The 21,284-nt window shown below is 30.5% G+C and carries 21 protein-coding genes; all 21 read right to left on the bottom strand.

What is annotated here, in order from left to right; translation table 11 throughout:
- Positions 1-118: 118 nt before the first annotated feature.
- Positions 119-967, bottom strand: a complete 849-nt coding sequence (locus MTX53_RS10775; protein WP_244833781.1) for a 3-hydroxybutyryl-CoA dehydrogenase — start codon at positions 965-967, stop codon at positions 119-121.
- Positions 968-1,068: 101 nt separating this feature from the next.
- Entirely contained in the window at positions 1,069-2,076 is a 1,008-nt protein-coding gene (locus MTX53_RS10780; protein ID WP_244833783.1) for an electron transfer flavoprotein subunit alpha/FixB family protein, read from the bottom strand.
- Between the two features lie 22 nt (positions 2,077-2,098).
- Positions 2,099-2,878: an electron transfer flavoprotein subunit beta/FixA family protein gene (locus MTX53_RS10785; protein WP_244833785.1), complete on the bottom strand. Its 780-nt coding sequence runs from the start codon at positions 2,876-2,878 to the stop codon at positions 2,099-2,101.
- 13 nt (positions 2,879-2,891) lie between these two features.
- On the bottom strand, positions 2,892-4,031 hold the full coding sequence (locus tag MTX53_RS10790) for an acyl-CoA dehydrogenase (protein ID WP_244833786.1): 1,140 nt from the start codon (positions 4,029-4,031) through the stop codon (positions 2,892-2,894).
- A gap of 86 nt (positions 4,032-4,117) precedes the next feature.
- Positions 4,118-4,903: a short-chain-enoyl-CoA hydratase gene (locus MTX53_RS10795; RefSeq protein ID WP_244833787.1), complete on the bottom strand. Its 786-nt coding sequence runs from the start codon at positions 4,901-4,903 to the stop codon at positions 4,118-4,120.
- 181 nt (positions 4,904-5,084) lie between these two features.
- Complete coding sequence (locus MTX53_RS10800; RefSeq protein ID WP_244833788.1) at positions 5,085-5,717, bottom strand: redox-sensing transcriptional repressor Rex; 633 nt, start codon at positions 5,715-5,717, stop codon at positions 5,085-5,087.
- A gap of 292 nt (positions 5,718-6,009) precedes the next feature.
- Entirely contained in the window at positions 6,010-8,136 is a 2,127-nt protein-coding gene (locus MTX53_RS10805) for a heavy metal translocating P-type ATPase (protein ID WP_244833789.1), read from the bottom strand.
- A gap of 42 nt (positions 8,137-8,178) precedes the next feature.
- On the bottom strand, positions 8,179-8,544 hold the full coding sequence (locus MTX53_RS10810; protein ID WP_244833790.1) for a metalloregulator ArsR/SmtB family transcription factor: 366 nt from the start codon (positions 8,542-8,544) through the stop codon (positions 8,179-8,181).
- 207 nt (positions 8,545-8,751) lie between these two features.
- Positions 8,752-9,501 (bottom strand): triose-phosphate isomerase, encoded by a 750-nt coding sequence (tpiA, locus tag MTX53_RS10815; RefSeq protein ID WP_244833791.1) that lies wholly within the window; start codon positions 9,499-9,501, stop codon positions 8,752-8,754.
- A 57-nt stretch (positions 9,502-9,558) separates the two neighbouring features.
- Positions 9,559-10,749 carry a phosphoglycerate kinase gene (locus MTX53_RS10820; RefSeq protein ID WP_244833792.1) on the bottom strand — a complete coding sequence of 397 codons (1,191 nt, stop codon included), beginning with the start codon at positions 10,747-10,749 and terminating at the stop codon, positions 9,559-9,561.
- A 131-nt stretch (positions 10,750-10,880) separates the two neighbouring features.
- The gene (gap, locus tag MTX53_RS10825; protein WP_244833793.1) at positions 10,881-11,891 is read right to left on the bottom strand and encodes a type I glyceraldehyde-3-phosphate dehydrogenase; all 1,011 of its coding nucleotides are present in this window, start codon (positions 11,889-11,891) and stop codon (positions 10,881-10,883) included.
- 56 nt (positions 11,892-11,947) lie between these two features.
- The gene (locus MTX53_RS10830) at positions 11,948-13,024 is read right to left on the bottom strand and encodes a sugar-binding domain-containing protein (protein WP_244833794.1); all 1,077 of its coding nucleotides are present in this window, start codon (positions 13,022-13,024) and stop codon (positions 11,948-11,950) included.
- A gap of 121 nt (positions 13,025-13,145) precedes the next feature.
- Positions 13,146-13,982, bottom strand: a complete 837-nt coding sequence (locus MTX53_RS10835) for a DegV family protein (RefSeq protein ID WP_244833795.1) — start codon at positions 13,980-13,982, stop codon at positions 13,146-13,148.
- A gap of 32 nt (positions 13,983-14,014) precedes the next feature.
- The gene (locus MTX53_RS10840) at positions 14,015-14,797 is read right to left on the bottom strand and encodes an acyl-ACP thioesterase domain-containing protein (RefSeq protein WP_244833796.1); all 783 of its coding nucleotides are present in this window, start codon (positions 14,795-14,797) and stop codon (positions 14,015-14,017) included.
- 37 nt (positions 14,798-14,834) lie between these two features.
- The gene (locus MTX53_RS10845) at positions 14,835-15,296 is read right to left on the bottom strand and encodes a tRNA (cytidine(34)-2'-O)-methyltransferase (RefSeq protein ID WP_244833797.1); all 462 of its coding nucleotides are present in this window, start codon (positions 15,294-15,296) and stop codon (positions 14,835-14,837) included.
- A gap of 20 nt (positions 15,297-15,316) precedes the next feature.
- The gene (locus MTX53_RS10850) at positions 15,317-16,873 is read right to left on the bottom strand and encodes a VanW family protein (protein ID WP_244833798.1); all 1,557 of its coding nucleotides are present in this window, start codon (positions 16,871-16,873) and stop codon (positions 15,317-15,319) included.
- Positions 16,874-16,989: 116 nt separating this feature from the next.
- On the bottom strand, positions 16,990-17,931 hold the full coding sequence (locus MTX53_RS10855; RefSeq protein ID WP_244833799.1) for a glycoside hydrolase family 25 protein: 942 nt from the start codon (positions 17,929-17,931) through the stop codon (positions 16,990-16,992).
- Between the two features lie 185 nt (positions 17,932-18,116).
- Complete coding sequence (locus tag MTX53_RS10860; RefSeq protein WP_244833800.1) at positions 18,117-19,022, bottom strand: D-alanine--D-alanine ligase; 906 nt, start codon at positions 19,020-19,022, stop codon at positions 18,117-18,119.
- A gap of 99 nt (positions 19,023-19,121) precedes the next feature.
- Positions 19,122-19,742 carry an endonuclease III gene (gene nth, locus MTX53_RS10865; protein WP_244833801.1) on the bottom strand — a complete coding sequence of 207 codons (621 nt, stop codon included), beginning with the start codon at positions 19,740-19,742 and terminating at the stop codon, positions 19,122-19,124.
- 14 nt (positions 19,743-19,756) lie between these two features.
- Positions 19,757-20,461, bottom strand: coding sequence for a lysophospholipid acyltransferase family protein (locus MTX53_RS10870; RefSeq protein ID WP_244833802.1), 705 nt, complete (start codon positions 20,459-20,461; stop codon positions 19,757-19,759).
- Between the two features lie 206 nt (positions 20,462-20,667).
- Positions 20,668-21,261 carry a serine O-acetyltransferase EpsC gene (gene epsC, locus MTX53_RS10875; protein ID WP_244833803.1) on the bottom strand — a complete coding sequence of 198 codons (594 nt, stop codon included), beginning with the start codon at positions 21,259-21,261 and terminating at the stop codon, positions 20,668-20,670.
- Positions 21,262-21,284 lie beyond the last annotated feature (23 nt).

A 21,284-nucleotide genomic window follows, 5' to 3' on the forward strand; every position in this document is an offset into this window, starting at 1 on the left:
ATCATAACGTGTTATTTATTTCAAACAATTGAAAATAAATACACAAAAAAACTGTATCAGACTAAATTTAAAATCTCAATCCGATACAGTTCTTCTAGTTTCTATCTAATATTAAAAATTATCTAGTATAGTCGAAGAAACCTTTCTTAGACTTTCTTCCAAGCCATCCTGCTCTTACATATTTTCTAAGAAGTGGGCAACATCTATACTTAGTATCTCCTGTTTCATTATATAAAACATCCATGATAGCTACGCATACATCAAGTCCAATTAAATCTCCTAATGCTAAAGGTCCCATTGGGTGATTAGCTCCAAGTTTCATTGCATTATCGATATCTTCTGCTGAAGCAACACCTTCCATGAATATACATGCAGCTTCGTTGATCATTGGAATTAAAATTCTGTTTACAACAAATCCTGGTGCTTCTGCAACTTCTACAGGAGTCTTTCCTATTTCTTCAGCAATTGCTTTTACGTTTTCGAAAGTTTCCTGAGATGTCTTAGCTCCTCTTATTACTTCTATTAACTTCATAACAGGTGCAGGGTTAAAGAAATGCATTCCTATAACTTTTTCTGGTCTATTTGTAGCAGATGCTACTTCAGTTATTGATAATGAAGATGTATTAGAAGCTAAAATAGTTTCTGGTTTACAGATTTCATCTAATTCTTTAAATATACTCTGCTTAATCTTCATGTTTTCTATTGCAGCTTCAACTACTAAATCGCAGTCAGCAGCTAATTTCATATCTGTAGTTCCAGATATTCTTGAAAGAATTTCATCTTTCTTTGCTTCATCCATTTTTCCTTTACTAACACGCTTAGTTAAAGTCTTATTTATATTGTCAAGTCCTCTTTGAACGAATTCATCTTTGATGTCTCTTACAATTACTTCGCATCCGTTTTGTGCAAATGCCTGAACGATTCCAGAACCCATTGTTCCAGCTCCAAGTACAAATACCTTTTTCATCAATAATTCCTCCTAAAAATTTTTATATAAACTTCCTGCGTTAAACTTATATTAGCTTAGCGCAGGATATGTTTTATATATTATTTTTCTATTTAAATAAATTATTCAGCTTCTTTAACAGCCTTTGCTTGAGCGATTAATTCAGGAATAACCTTCTTAACGTCTCCAACGATACCAAAATCTGCTATCTTCATTATTGGTGCTGTTTCATCTTTGTTTATTGCTATAATAACTTCAGAATCCTGCATACCAGCGACATGCTGTATTGCTCCTGAAATACCACAAGCAACATATATTGTTGGTTTAACAGTCTTACCAGTCTGTCCTACTTGGTATGCATTATCAATCCAGCCTTTTTCTACAGCTGCTCTTGATCCTGCAACAACTCCGCCTAAAACATCTGCTAATTCTTTAAGCATTTCAAAGTTTTCTTTAGAGCCTACTCCTCTACCACCTGAAACAATTATTTTAGCTTCTGATATATCAATTATATCTTTAGCAGTCTTAACTGTTTCTAAAACAGCAGTTCTTACATCGCTATCAGTTAATCTAACGTTAACTTTTTCTATTTTACATTTTGATGGATCTGTTGTAATCTTTTCGAATACTCCTGGTCTTACAGTTGCCATCTGTGGTCTATGTTCTGGGCATGCGATTGTAGCCATTAAGTTACCACCAAATGCTGGTCTTGTAGCTAAAAGTTCTCCACCTTCAACTTCAACATCGATTGAAGTACAGTCTGCTGTTAATCCAGTCTGTAATCTTGCAGCTATTCTTGGTCCTAAATCTCTACCAATAAATGTAGCTCCTATAAATAATATTCCTGGCTTTCTTTCTGCTGCTAAATCAGAAATAACTTTACAATATGCATCTGTTGTATAATGCTGTAAGTTTTTATCTTCTGCAACTAAAACTTCATCAGCTCCGTGCTCAGCTAATGTATTAGCTAAAGCTTCTATATTATTTCCAAGTAAAACAGCTGTTAATTTTACTCCTAATTTATCTGCAACTTTTCTACCTTGTCCAAGTAATTCTAAAGATACCTTTTGTAATTCGCCTTCTCTTTGTTCAGCGAAGACCCAAACGCCTTTATAATCTGCTATATTCATAATAAATTACCCTCCTATTATATTAGATGTAGTGTTTCTCTTTTAATTTAGAAAGTACATAAGTTACTGCTTCCTTAGGTGATTCTTTAACTAATTCTCCAGCACCTTTTACTTCTTTTGTCATAGACTTTTTAACTTTTGTAGGTGATCCTTTAAGTCCTAATTCAGACTTATCTACATCTATGTCGTCTGCAGTCTTTACAATTATCTGATCATCGCAAGTTGCAAAAATGTTTGATACATTCATATATCTTGCTTCGTTTAATTCTTCAATTGCAGTTAAAAGACAAGGAGTTTTAACTTCTACAACTTGGTATCCATCTTCTAAAGCTCTCTTAACTTTTAATGTATTTCCATCAGCTTCTACGCTCTGTACATAAGTAACCTGTGGAATATTTAAATGTTCAGCAATTTCTGGTCCAACTTGTGCAGTATCTCCATCTATTGCCTGTCTTCCTGCAAATACTAAATCATAATCTAAAGTCTTTATAAGTCCTGCTAAAGCTTTTGAAGTTGCTAATGTATCAGCTCCTCCAAGTGCTCTATCTGTTAAAAGAATAGCTTCATCAGCTCCCATACATAAAGCTTCTCTAAGAGCAGCCTTTGCCATTGGAAGTCCCATGCTTATAACAGTTACTTTTCCGCCTAACTGTTCTTTTAACTGAAGTGCGCCTTCAAGTGCATGCTTATCTTCTGGGTTAATTATTGATGGAACACCATCTCTGATTAATGTACCAGTTTTTGGATTTATCTTTACTACTGTAGTATCTGGAACTTGTTTTAAACAAACTACTATATTCATTCTCTAGTGCCTCCTATTTTAAAATACTTCCTGAAATAACCATCTTTTGAACTTCTGAAGTTCCTTCATAGATTTCAGTTATCTTAGCGTCTCTCATCATTCTTTCAACTGGATATTCTTTAGTGAATCCATATCCACCAAATATCTGAACAGCCTTAGTTGTAACTTCCATAGCAGTTTCTGCTGCGAAAAGTTTTGCTCTTGCAGCTTCAACAGTGTATCTTCCGCCTTCCTGTTTCTTAATAGCTGCTTCATATACTAAATGCTTAGCTGCTCTTATCTTAACATCCATTTCAGCGATATACCATTGTAATCCCTGGAATGCAGCAAGAGGTCTTCCAAATTGTTTTCTTTCTTTCATGTATTCTACTGCTTCTTCAAAAGCACCTTCTGCGATACCTAAAGCTTGAGCAGCTATACCAATTCTTCCTCCATCAAGAGTATGCATTGCTACTTTAAATCCTGTTCCTTCTTTTCCAATTAAGTTTTCCTTAGGAACTATGCAATCTTCCATGATTAATTCTGTTGTTGAAGATGCTCTAATACCCATCTTGTTTTCAACATTTCCAACTGAGAATCCTTTGAAATCTTTCTGAACGATAAATGCTGAAATTCCATGATTTCCTTTGCTCTTATCTGTCATAGCAAATATTATGAAAGTATTAGCAACTCCTCCATTTGTTATGAAGATCTTAGAACCATTTAATACATAATGGTCTCCTTCTAAAACAGCTGTAGTCTGTTGTCCGGCTGAATCTGTTCCTGCATTTGGTTCAGTTAATCCGAATGCACCAATCTTCTTTCCTGAGCAAAGATCTGGTAAGTATTTTGCTTTCTGCTCTGGAGTACCATTTTCATTAATAACTGATGCGCAAAGTGAAGTATGAGCTGATAATATAACTCCTGTAGTTGCACATACCTTTGATAATTCTTCTACAGCGATTATGTATGATAAAACATCTCCGCCAGCTCCTCCTAATTCTTTAGAAAAAGGAATTCCCATCATTCCGAGTTTTCCCATTTTCTTTACATTTTCCATAGGAAATTCTTCAGTTTCATCAATTTCTGCAGCTATTGGTTTTACTTCATTTACTGCGAATTCTCTAACCATTTGTTGTACTAATTGTTGTTCCTTAGTTAATTGAAAATCCATTTAAATTACCCTCCTTGTTAATTAAACCTATTGTTTATAAAATATTATATAAATTTCTAATAGATTTTTGACAAATTAAATTATTATTATTTATTTTTGAAATTTTTTTCTTTTCTTCTTTCAAGGAATGCTGACATTCCTTCTTTTTGATCTTCTGTTGCAAAGCATTTACCAAAATCTTCTGATTCTATATTAACAGCAGTATCTATATCTACCTGCATGCCTCTATTTATTGCGTCTTTACATAACTTAACTGCAACTGGTGCATTACGCATTATTTTGCTTGCCATAGCCTTTGCTTCATCCATTAAGTTTTCAAGAGGAACTACTTTATTTACAAGTCCTATTCTGTATGCTTCATCAGCCTTAATATTTTTAGCTGTATAAATCATTTCTTTTGCTTTTCCAAGGCCTACTATTCTTGAGAGTCTTTGAGTGCCTCCAAATCCAGGAGTTATTCCAAGACCTGCTTCAGGCTGCCCAAATAAAGCTGTTTCTGAAGCTATTCTAATATCACAAGACATAGAAATTTCGCATCCTCCACCTAATGCAAATCCATTAACGGCTGCAATTACAGGCTTATCTAGTTTTTCAATTCTTCTGAATACTTTATTTCCTAAAATACCAAATTCTCTTCCTTGCTTTTCATCTAAATCTTTCATTTCTGCAATATCAGCTCCAGCAACAAATGATTTCTCACCTGAACCAGTTAATATTACTGCATAAATATCAGTATCTTTCTCAAGATCATCCATTACTACATCTAAATCCTTTAAAGTTTGTGAATTTAATGCATTTAATGCTTTTGGTCTGTTAATAGTTACAATAGCTAAATGTCCTTCTTTTTCAAGAATCACATTTTCTAATTTCATGTAATAATCCTCCTTTAAACCTTATAATTTATAATAATTATAAAAACAAAATTTGATTTTGTTAATATTATAACAAATATACTCAAAAATAATTGAAGCTTTACACTTCAACTAAAATTATAATACTTAAAGCAACTATTTGCAATAAAATATTAAGTCAAATTGACTTTTTGTCAATCTGCTATTTTTCTTCATTTAATAAATAAACAAGAGTCATAAGACTTTCACTTAAATGTACGTTTTCAACCCTTACATATGGAGGAACTATCAAGTCTACAGGAGCAAAATTCCATATAGCCCTTACTCCTCCTTTTATAAGATTATCTGCAACTTTTTGAGCATTTTTTCTAGGGACACATATTATTCCTATATCGACTTTATCTTTTTCAAGTATACTATCCATAACGTCTATATCTTTTATTTCAATATCTCTTATTTTCATTCCAATAAGTTTAGGATTAGCATCAAATATATCAACTATTTTTACTCCGAGATTATCGAATCTTGTATAATTTGAAACAGCTTGGCCTATATTGCCAGCTCCTACAAGAACTGTTTTATATTCTTTATCTAGACCTAAAATACAGCCTACTGCTTTATATAATTCTTTTACATTATATCCATATCCTTGTTGTCCAAAATCTCCAAAGCAATTAAGATCTTGCCTTATCTGTGATGCTGTAAATCCAATTTTTTCTCCTAATTCTTTTGAGGAAATTCTATCTATATCATTTTCTACAAGCTCTCCAAGATATCTATAATATTTAGGCAGCCGCTTAATTACTGCCATAGATATATTTTTATCTTTATACATATTTCTCTCCTTATCTATAAAAACATCATATAAATTATATTAATACAATTTTATCATACTATTTATATATTAGTTATTTTTTTAACACAATTTATTTATAATTATATCACATTTTTTTTATAAGATTTCAAAAATTAATTAATGCATGACTTTTAAATAATAAATTACAAAAGAAAAGCAATTTTAGGTTTCTAACTAAATCTAAAATTGCTTTTTTCAAATATTTAATATTTCGATTAAAAATCAGAGCCTATTCCCTTTAATTTGTCATTTGTCCTGTATTCTTTGTCATTTACTTAAATGCTCTCATTGAATTAATTACAGCAATTAATGTAACTCCAACATCAGCAAAAACTGCTTCCCACATTGTTGCAAATCCTAAAGCTCCAAAAATCAATACGAGTATCTTTACTCCAAGTGAGAAAAATATATTTTCTTTTAATATAATATTAGTTCTTATAGCTATTTTTATAGCATCAGCTAGTGACTTAGGCTTGTCTTTCATTAAAATAACATCCGCTGCTTCAACTGCTGCATCTGAGCCAATTCCTCCCATAGCTATTCCTATATCAGCTCTTGCAAGTACAGGTGCATCATTAATGCCATCTCCAACAAATACTACTTTCTTATTATCTTTTTGATTATTAATTAATTCCTCTAATTTTTTAACTTTATCCTCTGGAAGAAGTGAAGATAGATATTCATCTACTCCAACAATTTCTGCTGTTTTTTTAGCAGATTTTTCATTATCTCCTGTAAGCATTACAGTTTTACGTATTCCTAATGTTTTAAGTAGTGAGATAGCTTCTTTTGAATCTTCTTTTATCTCATCTTCAATTATTATACTTCCAACATATTTTTTGTTTACAGCAACGTATATTATAGTTCCTGCTGTATCAATTTTGGGAACATTTATATTATTTTTTTTCATAAGCTTTATATTTCCAACTAAAGTATTACTTCCTTCAATAATTCCTGAAATACCAAAGCCTGAAATTTCTTTATAATCTTTAATATCATCTTTTGAAATTATTTTTCCATATGCTTTTACTATTGATTTTGCTATAGGATGATTTGAGAAGTTCTCTGCTATTGCAGCTTTTTTCAAAATTTCTTCTTCTGAAATTTCTTCCGGAATTATTTTTGAAACTTTAAATGTTCCCTTTGTAAGTGTTCCTGTTTTATCAAATACAACAACTCCTACATTTTTTAATGATTCTAAATAATTTCCTCCTTTTACAAGTATTCCATTTTTAGAGGCTTTACCTATACCCGAGAAAAGTGTAAGAGGTACTGAAATAACAAGTGCACATGGACACGAAACCACTAAAAATAATAATGCTCTATATACCCATATAGAGAATGATTGATTTAAAATAATTGGTGGAATTATAGAAATTGCTAAAGCTAAAAATACAACTGCTGGTGTATAGAATTTACAGAACTTAGTTATAAATTTTTCTGTTTTTGCTTTCTTATTTCCTGCATTTTGAACAAGATTTAATATCCTTGTTATAGTTGATTCATTAAGTTTTTTAGTAACTTTTAATTTAAGAATAGAATTTAAATTTATACATCCTGATAATACTTCATCATTTTTAGAAACATATTTGGGATATGATTCTCCTGTAAGAGCTGATGTATCTATATTGCCATTTCCTTCAAGAACTATACCATCCAAAGGAACTCTTTCACCTGGTTTTAATAATATAATATCAGAAATATCAACATCTTCAGGAAAGACTTTAATTTCAGTTCCATTTTTAATAACATTTGCATAATTTGCTTTTACTTTTAACAATGATTTGATTGAATTTTTTGAATGGTCGACAGCCATATCCTCAAGCATTTCTCCAAGCTGATAAAATAACATAACTGCTACAGCTTCACTATATTGTCCAATTATAAGTGCTCCAACAGTTGCAAGCGCCATAAGAAAATTTTCATCAAATATTTTACACTTTGTGATATTTTTTAAAGCTGAAGAAAGGACTTCGTATCCAGCTAAAAGATAACTTATCATAAATAAAACAAATGATATACTGCTGTTTTTCTTTAATATAAAAGCAAAAATATAAACAGCTATTGCTATAAATAGGCATTTATTTTTAAATACAACTGCCTTAAATTTATTTTCTTCTCTACATTCCTTTAAATTACATGATTTATTATTTCTTATATTTTCAGCATCATACTCTGATACAATTACATCTTTTTCTATTTCCTTTACTATTTTTTTTACTTTATCAATAACTATATCTTTCTGATTTTCATCTTCTAGTTCAATCTGCAATACACTTAAGGAAAAATTTAATGCTGCTTCATCTATTTCTTCTAATTTCTTCACCTTAGCCTCAATTTTATTTGCACAGTTTGCACATCCAAGACCTTTAAGAAAGAGTTTTATTGTACTTTTCATATTCCTCAACTCCAAACTTTATTTTATCTTCATCTATAACATCTACTCTGTTATATGGTTAAATCCTTGATTAAATATTTCTTTTATATGGTCATCATCTAATGAATAGTAAACGACTTTACCGTTTCTTCTAAATTTTACAAGTCTAGTCTGTTTTAATATTCTAAGCTGATGAGATACCGCAGACTGCGAAAGTGAAAGCACTGATGCTAAATCACATACACACATTTCAGACTGAAAAAGTGCACAAATAATTTTTACTCTTGTTGAATCTCCAAATGTCTTAAAAAGCTCCGCTAGATCATATAAAATTTCATCATCTGGTATTTCTGATTTAACTTTATTTACTACATCTTCATGTATACACGTTGTATTACATGATTCAATCCCATTTTCATCTTTTTTCATTTTCTGTTCCTCCTCTGCTCATATGAATATATGCTCATATGTTTAATTATATTATATTCTCTTTTTTGAAATATGACAAACATTTTTTCCATATAATTTTACTTTTTAAATAAAAAAATACACAACACTAAGAACTTGCTTACATAAATTAAATATTTATGTAAGCAAATTCTAATGTTGTGTATTCTATCTATTAATTACTATAGATTAATAATTAACAATCTTAGAGAAGTCTTCTGCTTTAAGGCTTGCTCCTCCAACTAAAGCGCCGTCTATGTCAGACATAGCCATTTGCTCTTTAATTGTATTTGGTTTAACAGATCCACCGTATTGGATTCTTACTTTGTCTGCAACTTCTTTTCCAAACATTCCAGCTACTACGTTTCTTATAGCTGCAATTGTTTCATTAGCTTGTTCCTTAGTTGCAGTCTTTCCTGTTCCTATAGCCCAGATTGGTTCGTAAGCTATAACAACTTTTTCAGCCTGTTCTTTAGTTAATCCTGCTAAATCACTCTTAATCTGAATAGCGATAAAGTCGTTAGTAATTCCGCTTTCTCTCTGTTCTAAAGTTTCTCCACAGCAAAGAATTGGAAGTAAATTATGCTCAAAAGCCTTTTTAACTTTCTTATTTAATGCTGAATCAGTTTCATTAAAATAAGTTCTTCTTTCACTATGTCCTAAAATTACATAGTCAATTCCTAAAGTTTCAAGCATACTTGGAGAAACTTCTCCTGTAAATGCTCCGCTTTCTTCAAAGTGCATGTTCTGTGCACCTATCTTTATGTTAGTTCCTTCTACAGCTTTTTTTACTGCATCTAAGCATACAAATGTTGGGCAGATTACTACATCACATTTTGCATCCTTAACAAGTGGAGCTAATTCTTTAACAACTTTAACTGCTTCATCAACAGTTTTATTCATTTTCCAGTTACCTGCAATTATTGCTTTTCTAGACATTATTTTCACCTCAAAATTTATTTTGTTTGTTAAGTGCTTTATATTTCAAATTAAAAATTAGTCATTTAATGCTGCGATTCCTGGTAATACTTTTCCTTCTAAGAATTCAAGAGAAGCTCCACCACCAGTAGATATATGAGTCATCTTGTTTCCAAATCCTAAAGTATTAACAGCAGCTGCAGAGTCTCCTCCACCTATTATAGTTGTTGCATTTGAATCTGCCATAGCCTTAGCTACTGCAATAGTTCCCTTATTGTAGTTTTCAAATTCAAATACTCCCATAGGTCCATTCCATACAACAGTCTTAGCATCTTTAATAGCTTCTGCATATAATTCTTCTGTTTTAGGTCCTATATCTAATCCCATATTTCCATCTGGAATGTTTTCATCTTCAGTTACTGTAGCTTTTACATCCTTAAATTCAGTTGCTACTCTGTGGTCAACTGGTAATAAGAATTTAACTCCCTTTTCCTTAGCTTTTTCTATCATATCTTTAGCATAGTCTAATCTATCTGCTTCAACTAATGAAGATCCGATTTTAAATCCTTGAGCTTTTAAGAATGTATAAGCCATTCCTCCACCAATTATGATAGTGTTTACTTTATCTAAAAGATTATTTATAACTGCGATTTTATCAGAAACTTTAGCTCCTCCTAAAATTGCAACAAATGGTCTTTCTGGATTTTCAACGGCATTTCCTAAGAACTTTAATTCTTTCTGAATTAAATATCCACATACTGCAGTCTTTAAGTAATCTGTAACACCTACAGTTGAACAATGAGCTCTATGAGCTGTTCCAAATGCATCATTAACAAATACTTCAGCAAGACTTGCTAATTCTTTAGAGAATTCTTCTCCATTCTTAGTTTCTTCTTTTCTGTATCTAGTATTTTCAAGTAAAACAACGTCTCCGTCTTTCATTTCTGCTATAGCCTTTTTAGCATTTTCTCCTACAACATTATCATCTGGAGCAAATTTTACTTCTTTTCCAAGCATTTCGCTTAATCTCTTAGCAACTGGTGCTAAAGATAATTCAGGCTTTGGTTCACCCTTTGGTTTTCCCATATGAGAACATAAGATTACTTTTGCATTATGTTCTACTAAATATTTTATTGTTGGCATAGCTCCAACTAATCTATTTTCATCAGTAATTTTTCCGTCTTTTAATGGTACATTAAAATCACATCTTACTAATACTTTTTTACCAGATACTTCTATATCTTCGATAGTCTTTTTATTATAATTCATATTTTTCACCTCATAATTTTCATATATCTGAAAATGAGCCCGGCCTTATAAGTTAAACCTTAGAGACCGGACCCATTAAAGGACCTTATAAGAATGCTTTTTCAAACAACGAATCCTTATTAAGTATCAAATTACTTTAATTCAGCAAAGTACTTGATTGTTCTAACCATCTGGCTAGTGTATGAATTTTCGTTATCATACCATGAAACTACTTTAACTAAAGTTGTTCCATCGCCTAAATCCATAACTTTTGTCTGAGTAGCATCGAATAAAGAACCATACTTGATTCCTACGATATCAGAAGAAACTAATTCTTCTTCAGTGTAACCAAATGAATCAGATTTAGCTGCTTTCATAGCTGCGTTTACTTCTTCTTCAGTTACTTTACCGTTAACGATAGCAACTAACTGAGTTAATGAACCAGTTGGAACTGGAACTCTCTGTGCACATCCGTCTAATACTCCTAATAATTCTGGAATAACTAATCCAATTGCTTTTGCAGCACCAGTTGAGTTTGGTACTATGTTAACTGCAGCAGCTCTTGATCTTCTTAAATCACCTTTTCTCTGAGGTCCATCAAGAGTCATTTGATCTCCAGTATAAGCATGGATTGTAGTCATGTATCCTTTTTTAATCTTAGCTAAGTTGTTTAAAGTGTTAGCCATTGGAGCTAAGCAGTTTGTAGTACAAGATGCAGCTGAAATAACTGTATCTGAAGCCTTTAATACATTTTCATTTACGCTATAAACTACTGTTGGAAGATCGTTACCTGCTGGTGCTGAAATAACAACTTTCTTAGCACCTGCTTCGATATGAGCAGAAGCCTTAGCTTTTGAAGTATAGAATCCTGTACATTCAAGAACTACATCTACTCCGATTTTTCCCCATGGAAGATCCTTTGCATCTTTTTCAGCATAGATCTTGATTGTCTTTCCATCAACTGTAATAGAATCTTCTCCAGCTGTAACTTTATCAGCTAAAGCGTATCTTCCCTGTGATGAATCATACTTTAATAAATGAGCTAACATTCTTGGGCTAGTTAAGTCGTTGATTGCAACTACTTCATAACCTTCTGCTCCGAACATTTGTCTGAATGCAAGACGTCCAATACGTCCAAAACCATTAATTGCTACTTTTACCATTTTACAATTACCTCCTAATAATGCTTTGTAATTTTTTATAAAATAAATTTTACAAACTAATTTAAATTATGCTCTAACTTTAATCTGTTAATTATTCCATATGCTGCTCCTTCATCAGTAACAAGCACACCATTAACATCATTAAATTCAGTAGCTATAATCGACTCAATTTTATTTTTCCCACCAGCAACCGCAATATGTGTTTTTATTTTTCTAGCTTCGTTGATTTTGATTCCAATTGTGGTAGTTTCTGAAATAATATGTGAGTCTTTGTCAAAATAACATCCAAAAGCCTCTCCTACTGCTCCATTTTTTATCAGATCATTAATTTTATCTTCTGATATTCCACGCTTTCTAGCCATCTCTAATGCGTTTCCTACTCCATATAATAATATATCAGCTTTTTTTATTTTATCTGTAACTTCCTTTACATCTTTCTGCTTAAGAAGTGTATTTAAAATATCAAAGCTTAAGTTTTCAGAAACATGGAGCATTTTATATGTTCCATTTAACTTTTTAGCTAATAAAGCCGCTAATGTGCTAGCTTGAGTTTCAACTTTTTTTCCCATACCGCCCCTTGCAGGCACTACTTGGATGTTTGATAAAGTTGTTATTTTAGGGAATGCTTCAATAACTTCCTTTATTGTACTTCCTCCTGTTAAAGCAACAATATCATTATCTTTTATAATTTCTTTAAGATATTCTGAACATGCTTTACCTAAATCTTTCAAAACAAGACCATTTTCTTCAACATTTCCTGGAACTACAATAACTTTTCTCAGATTTAAAAGTTTCTCAATTGAAGCTTCTATTTCTGATAATCCTTTAATTTCATGAATAAAATTGCTGAGCTTCTGGATTATTTCTTCGCCATCTTCTGTAACTGTCATACCTTCTGGATTTATTTCTATAAGATCTTCATCCCTTAGAAAACAAACTTCATTTCTGACTGTTCTCTCTCCTACTGAAAGCTTTTCTGACAATGACCTTCGCCCTATAGGCTGATTATGAAAAATGGTTTTTAAAATACGATATCTTTTTTCTAAAGTATCTACCAGTTCAGGAACTATTTTTTTCTCTAGTTTCAATATTTCCTGCACTTCATGCACCCCTTTGGTCAATGTGCGTCCCATACTATATAAATATGTCCCACATCTATTATTATAAAACACCTTTTGTAATTTTAAAAGGCTTTAAGCAAATTTTTTTGACATAAATTAAATATTTTTAACAAATGTTTAATTTATATAATATTTATTCCATCAAAAAAGCTATTCCTGCCACATTAGGACCAGCATGAATAGAAACAGTACTTCCTATTGGTGATTCAATAAATGGTATATCTTCATCTTCAAGGTTTTTTATTAATACATCTTGTATTTCTTTATTTCCTGCTTCTATTAAAAATACAGGAACATCCTTATCCATCTTTACATTCTCAAGTTCCTCAAGTATTTTTTTTGTTGCCTTTTTATTTCCTCTTACCTTGTCTTTTACGCCCATCATACCATCTTGTATATTTACTATAAGTTTAATTCCAAGAACATTGCCTATAATACCTGCAGTTTTTGAAATTCTACCACCTTTTATAAGATAATCTAATGACTGAAAACATGTTGATAATTTTAACTTTCCTTTAGCAATTTCTAATTCATTTACAATTTCACTAAAAGTTTTACCTTTTTCTTTAAGAATTGCTGCCTTATAAACTAATGCTCCAAGTGCTAAAGTAACAACTTTTGAATCTATAACTTTAATATCATCACTTTCAAGCATAGATTTTGCAATACATGCTGAATTATATGTGCCGCTCATATCAGAAGAAATATGAATTGATATTATCTTATATCCCTCATCTAAATATTTTTTATAAGCTTTTTCAAATCTAGAAGGTATTACCTGTGCTGTAGTAGGCATAACACTTCCATTATCTATTTTTTCAAAAATTTCTTTTGGAGTTATCTCCACTCCATCTAAATAAGAATCTTCACCAAAATTAATTACTAATGGTAAAACTTCAATATCATATTTTCTGCATACATCTTTTGGAAGATCTGCTGTGCTGTCAGTAATTATTTTAATCTTTTCCATTAATCTATTCTCCATTCAGATTTGATTATAAATTATTTTCTTTTCCACTCTATCTCAAGTATGGTAAGTTCTTTTGATGCACTACTTATTATTGTATGATGAGACTTTAAAGTTTCTTTATTAGTCTTATCAATTTTAGCAGTTGCTGTTATTTTATCTCCATACTTTGTTTCTTTTTCAAATAGTACTTTTATATTATGAATTTCATAGTTATCTAAAATATCAGATGGCACAGCTTCAAGTGCCCACTCAACATATTTTTCATTATTTACATGCTTATTAGTATCTATATCACTATGTCTTATATAAAAATCTTTCTGATAATCAATAGTATCTGGTTTATGAAGTTTTTCAGTATCTATTTTACATTCTAAATTTTTTTCAATTCCATAAGCCTTAAAGATTTCGCATGGAACTCGTGAAGGCCTTCTTTTCTCAGTATTTATAAGGAAAAACAGTGCTTTTCCATCAGCTATTACATTTCCTTTTTCATCCTTTATGATATACTCTCTTGGTGCATAAAATGTTCTTATCCCTGTAACTCTAGTAGTAATACTTATTGTTTCTCCGAACAAAGGATATCTATAGACATTAATATCATATTTATAAAATACCCATCCATACTTGTTTTCATTCAAATACGATAATCCAACATCAAGTTTTTCAGAATGCTGTGTTCCAATGTCACATATAAAATTAATAATTGATGTAAGTTTACACTTTTGATCAGTTGACACATCATAATAATGTATCTCATAACTTTTAGTAAACTCTTTTCCCTTATTTAGAGAATCACTGCAAAATACATTTTTCAAGATTTCCTTTTCACCTCAATTCATAATAAAGAATATGTTACTTCATATTAGGATAACCTATTTGTCTTAATCCTTCATATGCAACTATAGCAACTGTATTTGATAAATTAAGACTTCTTGTACTTGTTTTTATCATAGGTACTCTTATATTTTTATGATTTTTATGAACATCTTCAGGAACTCCACAAGTTTCTCTTCCAAACATTATAAAGTCTCCCTTTTTAAGTTCAACTTGATCAAAATAAGTGTTTCCATGTGTTGTTGCTAAAAATATTCTTTCATTTCCATATTTCTTTAAAAAGTCTTCATAACTTTCATGTACTTCAACATCAAGTTCACTCCAGTAGTCAAGTCCTGCTCTTTTCATTCTCTTATCGCTTATATCAAAACCTAATGGTTTTATAAGATGAAGTTTGCAATCTGTAAGAACGCATGTCCTTGCAATATTACCAGTATTTTGTGGTATCTCTGGCTGATACATAACTATATTAAAATTCAAAATTACACCTTCCTATTTTTCTAATTTGTTACTTCTGATGGTGTTAAAGGATCTGGTAATGTATTAGAATCAGTACTTTCAGACTCTGAAGGTTTACTAATAGCATTTTGATCAGCATTGCCTTGTGATGCCTCAGTATCACTATTTTGTGTTTCCTCAGGCTTTTTAGTTCCTTTTCTAACTTGTGATTCTATAGATAAGTATGTGTCTGTATACATTTTTTCTCTTTTAACTTCTTTTCCATCTTCATATGTTATTTGATAAGAATTAACTTTATATCCCGGAGTTCCAGCACTATCAATTACTTCTTCTCCTTCATTAAGAGTTGGATCATCAGTAATAATTGCTTCAGGTGGAATAGTCTCTACTATTTCACTATCCATATCATAAGTCTTTCCATCCATAACATCAACATTTCCAAGTATATTGTATGTTATTACTTTTCCCTTTGTACTTCCCTGAATATATATAGGAAAATCATAGTTGTTTTTAAACTTATAGTCAAGTGTTCCGTATGAAACAGTTGCATCAAGACCAAGTTTTGAATATCCTGCACGAAGTGAATGATTTGTACGCTCAGTAGGTCTTAAATTAGCTCTCATAACAGCTCTATAAAGAGTTGTTGATACCTGACATACTCCTCCACCTATTCCTGGTTCTACTTTATTTCCAACATATGTTCCTGCTTCTTTAAATCCTCTTTCTACTGTTCTTGGACCAACTACTTCATTAAAACTAAATTCTTCTCCAGGCATTAATACTGTACCATCAATCTTTTTAGTTGCAAGTTCGATGTTTGTACTTCTTCCTGGTGCAGATGTACCATATGAAGTTGAAAAGTTTCCAATAACTCCATTTATAGATGATAAATCATCTTTTGTTATCTTTGGATTCTTTTCTTCAAGCAGTATTGTGATTTCATCATCTTGATCAATTTTTCCGCTTATAGCACTTTTTATCTTAGAAATAAGATCATCTTCATCTATTACTTTGCCAGACTTTCCATCTTCAATTTTAATAGTTTTTCCATCATAATCTATAGATGCATTCACAGGATCATTATCCTCTTTACTTTTAATATCAGATATAAAATGACTTATTTTTTCTTCATCATAAGAAAAATCTATAGCTATGTTCTTTTCGTTGCAATTCTCTTCTTTGATTTTTCTATATTTCATAAAGCTTGAATAATCTTTTCCAAAATCAAGAGCTTTTTTTGCTCCACCTTCAGTATCATAATTAAGTCCTATATCTTTATAATTTAAATAATATGTATCATCATTTAAATTTATAGTGATTTTTTTATTGGCAGCAACATCGTCAAACACATCATCTAGCTTGTCCACTGCTTCTTGTTCTGTCATTCCTCCAACATCTATGCCATCAACACATACACCTGGATAAATTTTGTCATCCCATTTTTTTACTTCTCCGTTTACAGAAACAGAATATCCTAAAACACCTGTAATACATAAAAATATAAAAATAAATATTCCAACAATTCTTTTTTTAGTAACTCTCATTTTAGGAATGATTTTTTTTCTTCTAGTCTTTCTCTTTTCCAATCTTTTTCCCACATTAAATCTCCTTCCATAGAAGATATTTTTTATAATTCCAGTAATATTATATCATACTTTATAAGGGCTGTAACCTACATTATTAAATGCTTTATAACAGCCCAAATCAAAGTATTTTATAAAGTTATTTTTGTTCTTGTCTGTGATGCTTCACCATCATAATCAAAGGCTTCCATCGATATAATTATTTTTTTATTTGCATACTTAGAAGCCGTACTATATGAGATTACATACTTCGTAGTTTTTTCATCTACCGTAGCAATATATTCACCATTAATAAAAATATTATATCCTAAAAGATCAATATCTTTATTTTTATTCCATGAAACATATATATTTCCATTTTGTTTGTACGAAGACAAACCTGAAACCGCATCTGGCTGAACTAATAGATCAATACTATTTGGTCCCCAATTTGCATCTACAGGATTTCCTGTACCTTCAACTATTTTTGAATCAGTGAACTGCCACATTCTCCATTTTGTCCATCCTCCAATATCCGGAGGAATAGGTGGATTTTGTGGTATGTTTTGATACATAGCTATCCAAAGTATCATATTTTTTAAAGGATATCCTTGTCCTTCAATATAAAAATTATTATAAAGCTGGATAAAAAATAAACCTGTATATAACATCAATTTTCTTCTAGTTTTAGCTTCAAAACGTTTTGTAAATCTTTGTATCCAATTCAAAAGTACACTAACACTTATAAGTTTATCTATTGGTGTTTCAACATCAAGAACAGGAAATAAATTTCCATAATTTTTAGAACCAAATCCTTTTTGAAGTGTATCTATAAAATCGTCACACTGTCTATCTGCATCAGTTAAATCGTATGACGGAACTCCAAAATGATATGCTCCTACAGGTATTCCATATTTTTTACTTTCCTGTGCATAGTTTATAAATTTTTTATCAACTCTGAAACTTCCAGTTGCAGAACCAGATGCCCTTACATAAAGAAAATCTATTTTACTTGCAAGAATATTAAAGTTTACATTTTTTGTATATTCATTAATATCTATACCAAATAGACTCCTTGGGTTTTTATTTTGCATATGTCCTCCCAAAAAAATAATCTTACACACTATAATATTATTTTTTATAAAAAAACATGAATCTTATTATATTTTTTTAATGAAAATTTAAATAATTTTTAAAATAAAAGAGCTCATGCTGCTTTTTAGCATGAACTCTTTTTAATGAAAACAAAATTTATATATAAATCACAATATAATGTTTATTACCTATCTATTTTCATAGAATCTTCAATTATCATATCAAGAAGTTTAGGAAATGTTATATTTATAGCTTTAGCACTCTTTGGAATAAGACTGCTATTAGTCATTCCTGGAAGTGTATTTACTTCAAGAATATATGGAACTTTTTCTGGAGTTATTATCATATCTACTCTTGAATAAACTTCGCACTTTAATGCCTTATAAGTCTCAAGTGCCATTTTTTCAACTTCTTTATTAAGTTCTTTCGAAAGAGTAACAACAACTTCAGTTGCACCGCCGTCTGTATATTTTGCTTTATAATCAAAAAATTCCGAATTAGGCTTTATAGCTATAACTGGAAGCATTTTGTTGTTATAAACAGGACATGCTATTTCTTCACCCTCTATAAATTTTTCAATAATAACTTCATTGTCCCATTTAAAAGCTTCCTTTACAGATGATTCTATTTCTTTTGAATCTTTTACTATTGATGTTGCAACACTTGAACCACCATGAGTAGGCTTTACTACTACAGGATATCCTAATTTTTTAATTTCTTCATAATCAATCTCTTCATTTTTTATTATATTAATCCAAGGAGCTGTTCTTATTCCAGAAGATTTTAATACTGCTTTTGAAATATCTTTATCCATACACATTCCACTGCTTAAAGGTCCACAGCCTGAATAAGGTATCCCCATTGTTTCTAATACTGCCTGTATAGTTCCATCTTCTCCAAACTTGCCATGTAATGCTAAAAGTGCAAAATCTATACCATTTACTTTTTTAATAACATCTTCTTTTTTATCAATAACTATTTTTTCTACTTCATATTTATTTTTATCAAGGTTTTCAATTACTGCCTCTCCACTTTTAAGAGAAACTTCTCTTTCTGAAGAGATTCCGCCCATTATAACTCCAATTTTCATTAAGATACCTCCAAATTTTTTCTTATTTTATTTTATAAAATAATTATTTAATTTAAAAGAACCACCCTCATATAAAATAGTATAAGAAGTGGTTCATTTTTATTTGTTATATTTACATAAACCTTTTACAGGGCACTCACCACATTTGGGATTTCTAGCTGTGCAAAGATTTCTTCCATGAAATATTAGAACATGATGCATTTTAGTCCATTTTTCTTTAGGAATTTCCTTTTGAAGCTGTTTTTCTGTTTCTAAAACATTATCTGCACTAGCAAGTCCAAGTCTATTAGAAACTCTAAATACATGAGTATCAACTGCAATTGCAGGTATATTAAATGCATTAGATAAAACTACATTTGCAGTTTTTCTTCCGGCACCTTGAAGAGATGTTATTTCTTTAATAGTCCTTGGAACCTCTCCATTAAAATCTTCTTTAAGTTTTTTTGCCATAGCTAAAAGATTTTTTGATTTATTTTTATAAAGTCCTATCTTTTTTATCCTATTTTCTAGTTCTTCTTTACTTATATTAAGAAAAGAATCATCGTCAGGATAATCTTTAAATAGTTCTTCTGTAACCTCATTAACTTTCTTATCTGTTGTCTGTGCAGACAAAATTGTAGCAACAAGAAGCTGAAATGGTGTTTCAAACTTAAGTGAACATTTCGCATCAGGATACGTTTTTTCTAATATATCCATAATTTTTTTTGTACTATCTCTCATACGATCTCCTCTTGCTACTTATATACTCCTCTATAATCTTCTGGAAGAAGGTTTGCTATTCCTTTCATTAATATGTCCATACATTTATCTTCATATTCATGTTTGTCCTCTTCCTTACTCTTTTTAGGGAATTCAACTTTCTTTCCTATTTTTATATTAATCTGTGCATTATGCCATTTTTCTGAAGCCATATCTCCATCTTCGGCTATAGGTAAAAGTTTTTCTGAACCAGTCATTCCTATAGGAATAACAGTTGCTTTTGTCATTTTTGTAAAAAGTAATATTCCTTTTTTTCCTTTTATCATCTGACCTGTTCTACTTCTTGTCCCTTCTGGGAAAATTAAAATATCTTCTCCTGCCTTTAAAGTTTTTACAATCTTTGTAATAGCATCTTTATCAGCTGAATTTGGCTTTATATTAATATGTTTTACTATATCGGCTCCTAAACTTGTAAGAGGATCATTAGATAATTTTATACCTGCTATAAAATATGGATCACTTTTTTCTTTTAGTATTTTAGATAATAAAAGTCCATCAGAATTACTTAAATGATTGCATATAAATATTCTTGACTTTTTCACATCATCAATGTTTTCCATTCCTGATATTTTAATATCAGCATATTTTCCAATATAATAATTTACTATAGTTTTTACTAACTTTAGAAGTATACCTTTTGGCAGAATTCTGAAAAGTTTTACTGCAACTGGTGATAACATACTTACCCTACACTCCTTTTTTTTAATTATACTGTTCTATTATATATTTTTTCCTTTTCATATGCAATTTTTATATTATATTAAAAAATTACATTATATTTTATCTATAATTTTATATAATAAAGAACTGATATATTATAAAATAACATATCAGTTCCTATTTAAACTATCAAATATTATCTATTGCTGTTAATAAATTTCTGTGTTTATATAACCATCTGATTAAAAATATTTTTTCTTTTTCCATTTATATCTCTTATTTCTATAATAGTAGCTGGCTTTTTTCTATTTCTTATAATATTTTTAGCAGGTACACCTACAGCTGTTGCATATTCAGGTACATCTTTTACAACTACAGCATTAGCTCCAACTTTTGCATTATCGCATACATTTATAGGCCCTAACACTTTAGCACCTGTTCCTATCATAACGTTATTTCCTATTGTTGGATGTCTTTTTCCCTGATTTTTACCTGTACCTCCAAGGGTAACGCCATGATATAAAGTAACATTATCGCCTACTTCAGCTGTTTCTCCAATTACTACACCCATTCCATGATCTATAAAAAGTCCTCTTCCTATTGTTGCTCCTGGATGAATTTCTATACCTGTAAGCCATCTTGAAATCTGAGATATGAGTCTTGCAATAAAAAATCTTTTATGCTTATAAAATAAATGTGCTATTCTATATGCTATAACTGCATGAACGCATGGATAAAGCAGAAACACTTCAATTTTGCTTTTAGCAGCCGGATCTTCTTTTAACACTCTTTCTAAATCGTAATTTAAATTTTTAAACACAGAATTTTTCTCCTCTCGTATTA

The sequence above is a fragment of the Clostridium sp. BJN0001 genome, from assembly GCF_022869825.1.
In the GTDB taxonomy this organism is placed as follows: domain Bacteria; phylum Bacillota; class Clostridia; order Clostridiales; family Clostridiaceae; genus Clostridium.

Coding starts and splice junctions, on each gene's coding strand:
- MTX53_RS10855 (WP_244833799.1), bottom strand. CDS start 17,931: ATGCAAAATAAAAACCCAAGGAGTCTATTTGGTATAGATATTAATGAA.
- MTX53_RS10835 (WP_244833795.1), bottom strand. CDS start 13,982: ATGGAAAAGATTAAAATAATTACTGACAGCACAGCAGATCTTCCAAAA.
- MTX53_RS10870 (WP_244833802.1), bottom strand. CDS start 20,461: ATGTTATCACCAGTTGCAGTAAAACTTTTCAGAATTCTGCCAAAAGGT.
- nth (WP_244833801.1), bottom strand. CDS start 19,742: ATGAGAGATAGTACAAAAAAAATTATGGATATATTAGAAAAAACGTAT.
- MTX53_RS10800 (WP_244833788.1), bottom strand. CDS start 5,717: ATGTATAAAGATAAAAATATATCTATGGCAGTAATTAAGCGGCTGCCT.
- tpiA (WP_244833791.1), bottom strand. CDS start 9,501: ATGTCTAGAAAAGCAATAATTGCAGGTAACTGGAAAATGAATAAAACT.
- gap (WP_244833793.1), bottom strand. CDS start 11,891: ATGGTAAAAGTAGCAATTAATGGTTTTGGACGTATTGGACGTCTTGCA.
- MTX53_RS10810 (WP_244833790.1), bottom strand. CDS start 8,544: ATGAAAAAAGATGAAAATGGGATTGAATCATGTAATACAACGTGTATA.
- MTX53_RS10795 (WP_244833787.1), bottom strand. CDS start 4,903: ATGAAATTAGAAAATGTGATTCTTGAAAAAGAAGGACATTTAGCTATT.
- MTX53_RS10830 (WP_244833794.1), bottom strand. CDS start 13,024: ATGGGACGCACATTGACCAAAGGGGTGCATGAAGTGCAGGAAATATTG.
- MTX53_RS10785 (WP_244833785.1), bottom strand. CDS start 2,878: ATGAATATAGTAGTTTGTTTAAAACAAGTTCCAGATACTACAGTAGTA.
- MTX53_RS10820 (WP_244833792.1), bottom strand. CDS start 10,749: ATGAATTATAATAAAAAGACTATCGAAGATATAGAAGTATCTGGTAAA.
- MTX53_RS10775 (WP_244833781.1), bottom strand. CDS start 967: ATGAAAAAGGTATTTGTACTTGGAGCTGGAACAATGGGTTCTGGAATC.
- MTX53_RS10860 (WP_244833800.1), bottom strand. CDS start 19,022: ATGAAAATTGGAGTTATAATGGGCGGAATCTCTTCAGAAAGAGAAGTT.
- MTX53_RS10790 (WP_244833786.1), bottom strand. CDS start 4,031: ATGGATTTTCAATTAACTAAGGAACAACAATTAGTACAACAAATGGTT.
- MTX53_RS10805 (WP_244833789.1), bottom strand. CDS start 8,136: ATGAAAAGTACAATAAAACTCTTTCTTAAAGGTCTTGGATGTGCAAAC.
- MTX53_RS10780 (WP_244833783.1), bottom strand. CDS start 2,076: ATGAATATAGCAGATTATAAAGGCGTTTGGGTCTTCGCTGAACAAAGA.